The sequence below is a fragment of the Psychrobacillus glaciei genome, assembly GCF_008973485.1.
GTDB classification, from domain to species: Bacteria; Bacillota; Bacilli; order Bacillales_A; family Planococcaceae; genus Psychrobacillus; species Psychrobacillus glaciei.
In genome coordinates this window covers 2,342,233-2,354,365 of the sequence record NZ_CP031223.1, presented here as the reverse complement: position 1 = coordinate 2,354,365, position 12,133 = coordinate 2,342,233, and the positions used below count along the sequence as shown (strand labels likewise).

Annotated in this window: 12 protein-coding genes and 1 pseudogene; all 13 read left to right on the top strand. The window is 36.0% G+C overall.

All coding sequences use genetic code 11. From position 1 onward, the window contains the following. Positions 1–3: 3 nt before the first annotated feature. The 13 genes and pseudogenes from ribD (at position 4) to PB01_RS10900 (ending at position 11,991) form a co-directional block, all read left to right on the top strand. Positions 4–1,113 carry a bifunctional diaminohydroxyphosphoribosylaminopyrimidine deaminase/5-amino-6-(5-phosphoribosylamino)uracil reductase RibD gene (gene ribD, locus PB01_RS10955; protein ID WP_151700237.1) on the top strand — a complete coding sequence of 370 codons (1,110 nt, stop codon included), beginning with the start codon at positions 4–6 and terminating at the stop codon, positions 1,111–1,113. Then, positions 1,110–2,192, top strand: coding sequence for an FAD-dependent monooxygenase (locus PB01_RS10950; RefSeq protein WP_151700236.1), 1,083 nt, complete (start codon positions 1,110–1,112; stop codon positions 2,190–2,192). Before ribD ends, PB01_RS10950 begins: the two co-directional genes overlap by 4 nt. 17 nt (positions 2,193–2,209) lie before the next feature. Next, positions 2,210–2,773 carry a 5' nucleotidase, NT5C type gene (locus PB01_RS10945; protein ID WP_151700235.1) on the top strand — a complete coding sequence of 188 codons (564 nt, stop codon included), beginning with the start codon at positions 2,210–2,212 and terminating at the stop codon, positions 2,771–2,773. A gap of 43 nt (positions 2,774–2,816) precedes the next feature. After that, entirely contained in the window at positions 2,817–2,972 is a 156-nt protein-coding gene (locus PB01_RS21930; protein ID WP_151702028.1) for an IclR family transcriptional regulator domain-containing protein, read from the top strand. 306 nt (positions 2,973–3,278) lie between these two features. Further along, entirely contained in the window at positions 3,279–3,821 is a 543-nt protein-coding gene (locus PB01_RS10935) for an NADPH-dependent FMN reductase (protein WP_151700234.1), read from the top strand. Between the two features lie 1,764 nt (positions 3,822–5,585). Then, positions 5,586–6,419: pseudogene (locus PB01_RS10930) on the top strand (reverse transcriptase domain-containing protein); the annotation flags it as partial. A gap of 488 nt (positions 6,420–6,907) precedes the next feature. Continuing rightward, positions 6,908–8,218 (top strand): group II intron reverse transcriptase/maturase, encoded by a 1,311-nt coding sequence (gene ltrA / locus PB01_RS10925; RefSeq protein ID WP_151700232.1) that lies wholly within the window; start codon positions 6,908–6,910, stop codon positions 8,216–8,218. Between the two features lie 289 nt (positions 8,219–8,507). Beyond that, positions 8,508–9,254, top strand: a complete 747-nt coding sequence (locus PB01_RS10920; protein ID WP_225986016.1) for an HNH endonuclease signature motif containing protein — start codon at positions 8,508–8,510, stop codon at positions 9,252–9,254. A gap of 220 nt (positions 9,255–9,474) precedes the next feature. Next, positions 9,475–9,876 (top strand): hypothetical protein, encoded by a 402-nt coding sequence (locus tag PB01_RS10915; protein ID WP_151699914.1) that lies wholly within the window; start codon positions 9,475–9,477, stop codon positions 9,874–9,876. A gap of 469 nt (positions 9,877–10,345) precedes the next feature. Continuing rightward, positions 10,346–10,645, top strand: a complete 300-nt coding sequence (locus PB01_RS10910; protein ID WP_151699915.1) for a hypothetical protein — start codon at positions 10,346–10,348, stop codon at positions 10,643–10,645. A 371-nt stretch (positions 10,646–11,016) separates the two neighbouring features. Continuing rightward, positions 11,017–11,415: a hypothetical protein gene (locus PB01_RS10905; RefSeq protein ID WP_151700230.1), complete on the top strand. Its 399-nt coding sequence runs from the start codon at positions 11,017–11,019 to the stop codon at positions 11,413–11,415. Positions 11,416–11,501: 86 nt separating this feature from the next. Beyond that, positions 11,502–11,630 (top strand): hypothetical protein, encoded by a 129-nt coding sequence (locus PB01_RS21645; RefSeq protein ID WP_264158142.1) that lies wholly within the window; start codon positions 11,502–11,504, stop codon positions 11,628–11,630. Between the two features lie 142 nt (positions 11,631–11,772). Next, positions 11,773–11,991, top strand: a complete 219-nt coding sequence (locus PB01_RS10900) for a CPCC family cysteine-rich protein (RefSeq protein WP_151700229.1) — start codon at positions 11,773–11,775, stop codon at positions 11,989–11,991. Positions 11,992–12,133: the final 142 nt, after the last annotated feature.

Here is a 12,133-nt window from a genome sequence, read left to right as displayed (position 1 = left end):
GCGATGAAGAACGATCAAGATTATATGCGCCTTGCCCTTGATTTAGCTTCAAGTGCAAAAGGTAAAACAAATCCAAATCCAATTGTAGGGGCTGTCATCGTAAAAGATGGCGTCATTGTTGGAACAGGGCTACACCGTAAAGCAGGTGAACCGCACGCAGAAGTACATGCTTTTAATATGGCTGGTGAGCATGCGAAAGGAGCAACCCTGTACGTCACGTTAGAGCCATGCTCTCATTACGGCAAAACACCACCATGTGCGAAGCTTGTGAAAGAATCAGAAGTATCTCGTGTGGTTGTAGCAATGCAAGACCCAAATCCTGAAGTGGCTGGAAGAGGTATTAAGATGCTACTTGGCGCTGGCATTGAAGTAGATGTTGGTGTGTTAGAAGACGAGGCAAAAAGACTCAACGAACGCTTTGTTCATAATATGATCACGGAGCGTCCATTTGTTATTTCCAAATTTGCAATGACACTAGATGGGAAGCTTGCCACACACACTGGTCATTCAAAATGGATAACAGGTGAAGCAGCACGTGCAGATGTGCATCTATTACGTAATGAAGTAGATGCTATTCTAGTCGGTGTCGGGACTGTATTAGCAGATAATCCATCCTTAACAACTAGATTACTTGAAGGCGGTGGGAAAAACCCAACTCGCATTATTTTAGATAGTCATTTACGCACACCACTAGAATCAAACGTATTACAAACCAGTGAAGCAGATACTATTATTGTCACAACCATTGATGCAGATTCGGAACTTGTAAGACTATATGAAGAAAAAGGCGTGACATTTATTTATGTGTCACGGGTTGACAATGGATTGAACTTACAAGAAATGCTCGTAAAGTTATATAAACGCGGAATTACTGATGTGCTCGTTGAAGGTGGCGGAGCAGTAAATGCTTCGTTTTTAAAAGCTGGTTTAATTGATAAGTACCTTATTTATATTGCACCTAAGGTATTAGGTGGAAGAAATTCCTTAACCCCGTTTACTGGTGAAAATGTAGATACAATGGATGCTGCAATGCAAGTATCATTTGAAGAAATCGAGAAATTTGGAGAAGATATTCGAATTACAGCGTATCCAAAGCAAGGTGATCAAAAGTGAATAATAAAGTAGACGTATGCATCGTAGGGGCCGGGCCAGGAGGGGTACTACTTGCATATTTACTTGCAAAGAAAAATGTTTCCGTTATACTTCTGGAACGGCAACAAGAAGTGGGAAAAGCATTTCGCGGCGAGCATTTAAATGAAGAAGGAGAAGCAATTCTAAAAGAACACGGTCTCTTTGGGGCAATAGAACAATTAGGGTTACTTCGTATGGAACAGCTGGAATATTGGCATGAAGGAATGCCATTTAAAACGATCTTACCTGATCCAAAAGTAGGGCATCTCGGTATTCATGTACCCCAAACGCATTTGTTAAGCGTGTTGTTACAGGCAGCACAGGAATACGCTACATTTAGTTGTATGATGAATACGAAAGTAGTAGAGTTGCTAAAAGATAACTCAGGAAATTTTTGTGGAGTCAAATCAGTAAGTGATGGGGAAGAAATTGTTATTGAAAGCAATCTTATTATCGGTGCGGATGGACGTTACTCAACAGTGCGGAAAAAAGCAAATATTGACGTGACGATTAGAAAGCATGGCTTTGATTTACTATGGGCTAGAATTCCTGCACCAAAAGATTGGGAGCCATCGATTAAAATGGCACTTATTGGAGATAAACAATTATCGCTATTTACACAAGCGAAAGGCTTTATACAAATTGGTTGGAATATTGAAGAAGGTTCGTATTCAAAGTTACGAAAGCAACCTTTTACTCCGTTTATCGTGCAATTGATTGAAGCATTCCCACAACTTGAAGAAACTGTTCATCAACATATTCAATCATGGCAGGATTTTGTCTTGTTAGATGTGTACAGTTCTACGAGTGAAAGTTGGGGAAAAGACGGTGTAATCTTATTAGGTGATGCGGTACATACGATGACACCAACAGGGGCTTTCGGATTAAACAGCGCATTAAAAGATGCAGATTTTCTAGCAACTCTTATTGATAAAAACTATGTATCTCAACTCGATTTAATGGATTGTGAGACAAAAAGAAGAAAAGAAGTAGAAAAAATTCAAGCGATTCAAATTGAGAAAGAGCAGTCATTTGCGTCACAATTTGTCGTATTGGCTTAAGGAGTAGGAGAATTTACGTGAAATTTGGTTTTGATATTGATGATACATTAATTAATTTAAGAGAACATGCCTTTCATTTATACAATAAAAAATTAAATCAAAATATAGGCATAGAAGTGTTTCGAAGTATTAATACAGTTGAAATTCATGAAGCATTCGGACTTGAAAAAGAAGTTGGTAATGCAATGTGGGTTAGTTTAATGGAAGAGATTTATTTTACAGATTGCCCAGCATTTGAAGGGGCAATCGAAACGTTGCAACAATTAATAAAAGACGGACATGAAATTTTTTATATAACATCCCGTCCGAAAAAATATTGTACGCAAACGCGGGAGTGGATGAAAGCACAAGGCTTCCCTGTGCAAGATCATCATTTTTACTGTGGTATGCAAGACGATGAAAAAATTGCAACTATAAAAGAACTAGAACTAGACTTCTATTTTGACGATAAACCAGCAGTACTTGAAACGCTCCTTGAAGTAGCGACGAAAGTATATATTATGGACCAGTCGTATAATCAACATGTAGATCTACCACGTATGAAGCAGTGGTCGGAATTAGAAAAAATCATAATAAAGTAGATTCTAGATTAGGGTATATGAAGATTAACAAGCTCATAATGAGATTGGCAATCGTTCGCTAGTATATTCGTCTGCTTTAGGAAAAATCATTTTAGCCAATCTTACCTTAATAACTCAAACAGATATTTTACGAAAATTGAACTTTGCAAAAGCGAAAGATCAGACATTCAATGACGCACATTTATTTGTTCATCATTGAAATTTTATTCATAAACAAGGTTTTGCCTTTGATGATGAAGGAAGTATTGTCGGGATTCGTTGTGTAGTTGTGTCTTAATTCATAGAAGGTAAAGTGATTGCTTCTCTAGCCATTGCTGCAACAGCCTAACGTATCACAAACTCTAAAAGGACAAGACTAATTCCCAAGTTAATTGAAGGTAGCGAGAAGATTGCTCGAGAAATTGAATCGCTTAGATAGAAGTTAACATCATTAAATCAAAGACAAAGCAACGTTCGGAGCTTTGCAAAATGTAATGTTATTTTTCAACAACAGGAGGAAACACACATGAAAGTAGTAGCAATAGTTGGTAGTATCCGTAAAGAATCATTAAACTTAAAATTAGCACAGCACGTACAAAAGCGTTATGCAGATAAATTTGAGCTTGAAATTTTAAGCTTACGAGGCTTACCAATGTACGATCAAGATATCGAATTAGATGCACCACAAGAAGTAATTGACTTCAAAGCGCAAGTAAAAGCAGCTGACGCTGTTCTTTGGATAACACCAGAATACAATTCAACTATTCCAGGCGTTCTTGGTAACGCAATCGATTGGATGTCCCGCGTGGACCGCGTAGTAAACGGTAAACCATCGATGATTATGGGTGCTTCAATGGGCGCAATGGGTTCAGTAAAGGCACAAATGCACTTACGTAATATTTTATTTGCAAGTGGCTTAAACTCTCCATTACTACCAATGAACGAAGTATATGTAGGGGCCGCTCATACGAAATTTGATGACGAAGGTAATCTTACAGATCAAGCAACTGTTGAGTTTTTAGATACAGTAATCGAAAACTTCCAAAAATGGATGAAAGCATTCGCTTAAAATAATGAAAGAGGCTGTCCAATAGTAGCAATTTAGACAAATTGAACAACTCTCAACTAATTTATAGACTTACTTGAAAATGCGTATCTCCAACTCTAATGTAATTTTAAATTAAAGAAAATACTAACCCAACACTTGTTAATAAAAAGCAGGTGTAATATTAAAAGACTTGTCTCCAAAGACAAGTCTTTTAATATGTTATAGCACTTAATATTTAGCTTTTTGGAAATCTTCACCATCACTTTATTTATCCCTGAAAACTTTATACAATTTCAAGTCCAACTGCTAGATTTGATTCCTAAACTCGTGTGAATTATACGATTATAAAAATTCTACTTTATATAAAATAACTAAGCACTAACAATTAGTATCAACTCATTAAAAATGCTTCATTTTTTTTTATAAACCGTTAAACTTTTTTCCAAGCGTTGCATCTATATTTCAAAACCTCAGGATGCTTTTCTATTTTTAATATGCCAACTTCACTAAAATTACCTTGTTGGAAAAAGGCTGAATGCCCCTTTGTCATAGATCCAAACTTTTCATTATCTCCATACGGATCAGGAATTCATTAATTCTCTTTTTTATTAGATAATCTGTTTCTTCATATCCAAATTATTTTTTGTATAGAAGGTAAGAACCTTGAATTAGGATATTCTTTACATTTGCAGGTGATGGTATCCGCAACAGGAGTACTTTCAGTAGCAAAAATTCAAAAGTGTTTCTTGATACAGAATTATATATAGCAAAAGAAATGGTGGCGTTGAACCAAGAAGGATTAACGCAAAAACGACTAAAATCGATCAAAAAGAAGAAATAAAGGAAGTAAAAGTTGTTTATGGACGAGTTGAACCTAAAATAAAGTTTTGAGAAAACGGTTGAAATAAATAGGAGCGTTGATTCTGGAATGGAGGGATTAACGCTCTTTTTGTTGAACTTATTATATTAATGGGGCAATATACAACGAAAATTGATTTTTGAAAGACCAATAAAAGGATAATCAGAAACCATTCGTAATGAAAGTTTGTGAAACATTACACTTAAACTAACGAAGCAGCGCGACAAGTTTTGTTATAAACACTAATGTGTGAAAAAACAAGGGATTTCTTCGGAAATCCTAACTTTATAACCGAGGATAGAAATGATAAAACCATGTATTTTGAAACTATCCCATTAAGATTCCTGCATGCGTCATAATGGACAGATTATGGGGTCTGAAGCTCAGGTAAAGTCGGCAGAACAAAGGCTGAAGCCACTCCTCAAGGAAAAGGTATGCCAATGGATATGCCGGATGGCTGAAAAACTAAATATGGTGAGAATTTTCTTGTGGAAAAGAATAGACGAACTTCCGGAGGTACAGGTCTAAAGTTAGAACATAAGGAAACTTGTGTACCATCCAACGATGGGGTGAGTGACGTAGAGTAAAAATTGCTTCTATGAAACACGTTATACCGAACAATGGCGGTATCCAGCTCACAGGCTTACAGGAAGCACCTAAGTTTAGAAAAAAATATAGCTAGGTTGTAAGGGACTTGGAAAGTAAGGAACGTTGACTCAAGGGCTGTCACCCGAAACGGTTGCTATAAGCGGTATGGCGAAATGCATTTGTCCTTATGAGGGTAGGGGTACAACCAGTGAAAGCTCTGTAATGGAGGTGGAGGAACAGCCCCAAGTCTAGCGATAAGTAATAATTATTTTTCAACTGTGCATTGCACCGGTCGGGTAAGAACGTGGGAACATCACTTCAAAAGGAATGATGCCACAGTGCAAGCTCTTCGATATTGGGATTATTACGGGATGACAGACACCTTTGCAGACTTACATCAACGAGCCAAAAATAAAGAATCATTCCATCTGCTATACGACATCATCACGTCGAGGAACAATATTTTATTAGCGTATCGAATAATTAAGTCAAATAAAGGGTCAAAGACCCCTGGAACAGATGGTAAAACTATTGTAGACATAGAGAAACGTTCGGAGTACGAATTAGTACAAGAAATACAAAGTAAGCTTAAAAATTATCGCCCGAAGAAGGTTAGACGTAAACTAATCGAGAAAGATAATGGCAAGATGCGACCTTTAGGTATCCCATGCATCCTCGATAGAATCATACAACAGTGCTTTAAACAAGTGTTAGAGCCGATTGCGGAGGCTCATTTTTATAAACATAGCTACGGATTTAGACCTTTACGGTCTACTCATCATGCGATGGCGAGAATTCAATTTCTAATTAATCGGTCGAAACTACATTACGTTGTAGATATCGATATAAAAGGATTCTTTGATAATATCAATCATACATTGCTTATTAAGCAGTTATGGAATTTAGGTATTCGGGATAGACAGGTCCTAGCCTGTATATCTAAAATGCTAAAAGCAGAAGTGGATGGAGAAGGTATTCCGACAAAAGGCTCTCCACAAGGTGGCCTACTTTCACCGTTGTTGTCTAATATTGTACTAAATGAATTGGACCAATGGGTAGCGGATCAATGGGAACTATTTCCCCTTCATAAATCACTTAAAACTAGAGGTCAACTTCTTGCAAAGAATCGCACTCACTTAAAAGAAGGCTACATAGTTAGGTATGCTGATGACTGTGTGCCACGAAAGCAAACGAAGTTTGCTTAAAAAGTAAACTTTGTAAGCTATGCTGCACTTAAGATGAGAGAAGGCCTCTCGCAATCGCTATACAGGTAGAGATTGCAAACCGCCCTAAGGTGCTATAGTCAAAAGCTATGGTATTGAGCGTTAGGGGAAAAGGCAGAGCATGACTCTGTCAGGTATGTATTAAGGAGACGAAAATCATTGAACCGCTGATGAAGTATCGAAAGCGTAGAGATGTCATCAAAACTGAGGGGGAGTCGTTAACTCAGGATAAGTTCGGAGGAAACCTGTTTACTGTCCGTTCGGTGACCGGTATAAAGGCGGCGTGAACTTAATACAGGCTTTTGTGTGGAACGTGGGAACCTACGACATGGATGCTAAGGGAGAAATTTCAAGTGGAAGCCCCACAAGAATCAGAGTACCAATGCCATGTATAGGGGCGGAATAACTCGTAGTAGCAATGAAATCTCCTAACGGAGATGGAGCAAAGGGGTTATATTATTCAGTTTTATAAACAAGTCAACCAACAAACTGGGAGGAACTTATGCATAAAAAAAAAGCCGTATGTTATATCCAAAAACGTAGTATATGAAGCTTTTCTAAGAGTTAAAGCAAACAAAGGGTCAGCAGGAATTGATGAGCAATCCATAGCAGAGTTTGAAGAAAATCTCAAAGATAACCTGTATAAAATATGGAACCGAATGTCATCTGGCAGTTATTTTCCTCCAGCTGTTAAAGCTGTAGAAATACCCAAGAAAGCTGGGGGTACAAGGACACTTGGAATTCCAACTGTGTCGGATAGAATTGCACAAATGACAGTGAAATTATATTTTGAACCTTCGGTAGAGCCATTCTTTCATGAAGATTCCTATGGATACAGACCGAAGAAAAGTGCCATTCAAGCGTTAGAGATCACTCGGAAAAGATGTTGGAAGTACAATTGGGTACTTGAATTCGATATTAAAGGTTTATTCGATAATATAGACCATGATTTATTAATGAGAGCGGTAGAAAAGCATACAAAAGTCGAGTGGATAAAGGTATACATCAAAAGATGGTTAAGAGCCCCGTTTCAAACGAAAGAAGGAATAATAGAACGTATCTCTGGCACACCGCAAGGTGGGGTCATAAGTCCGGTATTAGCAAATTTATTTCTTCACTATACGTTTGATAAATGGATGGCAATCAATCATCCTAACAATCCATTTGCTAGATATGCAGATGACGCAGTCATCCACTGTCAGACAGAGGAAGAAGCGAAGAAGTTACTTGAATCTCTAAACGAGAGAATGAATATATGTAAGCTCGAACTTCATCCAACTAAAACCAAAATTATTTATTGCAAGGATGCAGATAGAAAAGAAGAGCATGAAAATATATCGTTTGATTTTCTAGGGTATACGTTCAGACCGAGACTGTCGAAAAACAGGTGGGGAAAACACTTTGTGAATTTCACTCCCGCTATCAGTAATAAATCCAAGAAATCAATCCGACAAAAAGTAAGAGGTTGGAAACTGCAATTGAAGGCAAATAAGGAACTCTTTGACTTATCGATGATGTTTAACTCAGCTATTCAAGGATGGATTAATTACTATGGGAAGTTCTACAAATCCGAAATGTATGCTAGTTTAAGGCATATTAATAAAGCCTTAATCATGTGGGCAAGAAAGAAATATAAAAGACTTGCTCGTCATAAGAAAAATGCGGAACGTTTTATGGGTAGGATTGCTATTCAGAATCCTAAGCTCTTTAAACATTGGGAACTAGGTATTAAGCCTACGGCTGAATAATGGGAGCCGGATGAATTGAGAGGTTCACGTCCGGTTCTGAGAGGGGCTACTGGGGAGGTTCCAGTGGTCTACTTGCCTTAAAATCATTTGTCGAGATTGGAAAACTGCTGAAAAGTGGTATCATGCGGTTAAGCTTTATCTAAAAGAACGTTTAAAACTTGATATTTCACCAGAAAAATCGAAGATTATTAATCTGCGTAAGCATGAGTCTGCTTTTCTTGGCTTCACAATACGTGCCAATCGCAAAGGAAAAAAGCGAGTTGCACATACGTTTGTCAAAGCTGAAAAGATGCAGAAAATTAAAGCGGATGCAAAGAAACGATTAGAAATACTCCGAACATCGCCAACTACTCAAAATGCTATGCGCTTTAATAGTTTTGTCTTAGGGTTACACAATTATTTTAACAGAGCTACTCACGTCAACTTAGCGTTCTCACGACTTGCCTACGAACTAGGTGCATCTATGTACAATCGTCTTAAACCTATCGGTAAATATGAACATCCTAACAACCCGCCTCCTGTCTATAAAAAGTTCTATGGCTTAGGCTCTAAAACGTATAAAATCGCCGGGTTATACCTCTTCCCTCTCGGGATCATCAAAACTAAAAATGTGATGGCTTTTACTCAAAGTATAACCCCATTTACCGAAGAAGGTCGAGTACAAATATCTACACGGTTGAGTAAAGATATAAAACAGGAAATAGTATTGTTAATGGAATCAAACATACCGACACGAAGTGTCGAATATATGGATAATCGGATTAGTCGATACAGTATGAAGAAAGGGAAATGTGAAATAACTGGCATGTTCCTACAAGCACAAAACGTACACTGCCACCATTATATACCTAAGCATCTTGGTGGAAACGACAAATTCAATAATTTACGTATCCTCCAAAAAGAGGTACATGAATTAATCCATATGACAGACAAAATTAAGGCGAATACTCTCATAAGAATTTTGGGTATCACTGAATCGATGTTAGAAAAAATCAATAAATATCGAGAAAAATGTGAGCTAGAAATAATCAAATAACCCAAATCAACATGAGTAACTTGAAACTTATAATTAATAATACCATCGCTAGATGGAACGCGGAATGCTTGGAAACTGGCACGTTCCGTGCGGAGTAGGGGAAAAGCTGGAGATAACATCAAATGCTTACCTATTACTAACGTTTAGTTTAAGAAGGAAATTTAGAAAAAAAGTCGAATAGATATAGTTAAAATAAGGAATATGGTGAGGAGAGATAAAAATGCGTAAAACTGTTTCTATCGTCCTTTTTTTATTGTTGGTAGTATTTCTTTTAGCTTATAATGGCAAAACCTCAACATTTTTGGGGGAAAGTGAAAATTGGACAGTAAAATTTAATATCAATAAGAATAATAAGCTAGTTGAGGGAAATTATGCTGCAGAATTTAAAGGCAAAAATTTAGAAGAACTTTTGAAGAAGGAAGTTCATTATCAGGTAGATTATAAAACATCATCATCTGGGGGCAGTGCTTACTTAAATGATAAGGGAATATTAGAAGGTACAGCGTTTAAAAAGGGTTGTGGATGGGGTTGTTCATATGCCGAAATTGATAGTTCAGAACTTATTTTTACTGTAATGATAGATGGTGAAAGTGAGAATATAACACTTAATCCAAGCAGGTAGTATAAAGATAAAAAAATAACTAATGTGATTGAAATAAACCTTTATTGCCAGTTGTGAAGTCTTTTTTGTTGAACTACCATGAAAATTAATTTCTTCAAGTAAAGAAAAATGACAATACTTAAGAAGACCCCTGCTTAATCGTAAAAAAAAAGAGGAGAGCGGAGATTAATAAGTCTATTGATTTCGGTGGACTACTAGTATTGACTCCTCTAACCATTTTCATTCTCTGTGGTGCAGCATTGATTTTGTGCTGGATGTATGGCTAACGGGTGCTTAGTTGAAGATCATAGAACTGTTAAGACGGCTCTTTTTTTTGGATTAGCTTAACTGGTAAGAGGAAGAAGAAGGAGCTTATAGGAAGTTGTCGAAGTAAATATTATATGGGGAACATCTCAACAACCTCGTAATAATAGAACAATAGACTACGAAAGAGTAAAAAGGATTACTCTATTACGAAGGTGGAATAAAATTGAAAATTTTATTAGAACTAGTACGAATAATAATTATCTTTACATTTTTCGGTGTTTTGGGTGCGACGATTATAGGAAACACATATATAAGATTCGGAATATACGAAAATTACTCATTGTCGGGTGGAATAGCTATTTTGTTGCTACTCTTTGTTTTGTATAGGAATAAGTGGCAATTCTCTGGGTGGTATAAAGGAAAAGGTAGAGAAAAGCTTTCAAAGACTGTTTCATGGACACTAGTTTTAGTTTCTTTTGTACTAATTATCTCACCATTGATATTAAGTTCTTTATTTAACTAACGCAGCAGGTTAGTTGAAGATTGAAATAATAAATACAATGGAAAAACACTACAGAACGAAAGGTGTAATTGTATGTTCAAAAACAAAAAATATTGGATTCTTATGCCACCTTTTTTGATTCTAGCAATAGCTTTACTTACCTACACAGATAATTTTTCTTATGGATTTTCAGCAATAATTATTTTCTGGATTATTTATTACTCTTGGTATTATATCGAAAAGAAGAAACAGGCTAAAAAATGATGTCATTCAATTTACTAACGGGTGCTTTACTTCAATAAGGAGTAGAGCCTTTTTTACTAACGTAAGCAGTTTAGTTTAATAAGGGTATTGATATTTTATAGTAAAATATTTCGAGGGAGGGATGAATATTGCGTTTTAATGCAGTGGATTCAAAAGTGCCGTTATTATTGCTTTTCTTTATTATGTTAGTTGTTTTTATAATCTCCAAGTGGTTGATTTTCTTGATTTTAGCTATAATTTTCATCTTTTTTACAAAGATAAAATATCAATTTGTGATAAATGATAGTAGCTTGTCTTTTGTAGTTTCTCTATTTGGTTTGAATATTTCAAAAAGAAGAGTAAATAAAGAAAATATAAAACTGATTGAATTTAAAAGAATTGGTTGGCACCAGAAGTCGGTGTTTATCAGGTTGAAAAAAGGATTAAAATGGAAAATTTTTCGTTTTCAACCAGATAACTTTGATGAATATATGGAAAATTTCGCTACTGCTAACTCAATAAATATGAAAAGGCATAATAATTATTAAACTAACGCAGCAGTTTAGTTCAATAAGAGGTGTTATAATCTGGATATAAATAACAATTTTTAAATGAGAATGAAAGGAGATTGAAAATGGAATTTATTACATGGTTAGCTTTAGGGTTTGGTTTTAGTTCTGCATTTTATGTAGACAAAGTAAGAAAGAAAAATAAAGAATTAGAAGATAGGATAAAAGCGATTGAAAAAAAAGTACTGCTTTAATTATTACCAGTACTGAGTTTCTTCTTCGACTACAGGCGCTTTACATCAAGAAGGAGTAAGCATTTTTCTTATTGAACTAAAGCAGCAGTTTAGTTGAAGAACAGGAAGAAACCTACAACTTAAAATATTGGAGGAGAACAAGATGCAACAAGCAATATGTCCTTGTTGTAGATTTCCCACACTAGAAAAACGAGGTAATGATGATATATGTAAAGTTTGTAAGTGGCAGGATGATGGGCAAGACGATCCTCATGCGGATGAAGTATGGGGAGGTCCTAATTTTGACTATTCCCTTACTGAAGCACGAAAAAACTTTAAAACATATCGAATAATGTTTAGAGAAAGTGATAGAGAAAACTAAAGAAAACAAACAGATAAAGAACTTCAATAAAAAACTTTTTTAAAATAAGGAGAATTAAAATCCTCTTTTCACTAACGGGTGCTTTACTTCAATAAGGAGTAGAGCATTTTTTACTAACGAAGCAGTTTAGTTTAATAAATAT

Bases quoted from the DNA above. Each gene is read 5' to 3' on its own strand.
- PB01_RS10920 (WP_225986016.1), top strand. From the start codon at position 8,508: ATGCAGAAAATTAAAGCGGATGCAAAGAAACGATTAGAAATACTCCGA.
- PB01_RS21645 (WP_264158142.1), top strand. From the start codon at position 11,502: ATGGAATTTATTACATGGTTAGCTTTAGGGTTTGGTTTTAGTTCTGCA.
- ribD (WP_151700237.1), top strand. From the start codon at position 4: ATGAAGAACGATCAAGATTATATGCGCCTTGCCCTTGATTTAGCTTCA.
- PB01_RS10900 (WP_151700229.1), top strand. From the start codon at position 11,773: ATGCAACAAGCAATATGTCCTTGTTGTAGATTTCCCACACTAGAAAAA.
- PB01_RS10935 (WP_151700234.1), top strand. From the start codon at position 3,279: ATGAAAGTAGTAGCAATAGTTGGTAGTATCCGTAAAGAATCATTAAAC.
- ltrA (WP_151700232.1), top strand. From the start codon at position 6,908: ATGGAGCAAAGGGGTTATATTATTCAGTTTTATAAACAAGTCAACCAA.
- PB01_RS10915 (WP_151699914.1), top strand. From the start codon at position 9,475: ATGCGTAAAACTGTTTCTATCGTCCTTTTTTTATTGTTGGTAGTATTT.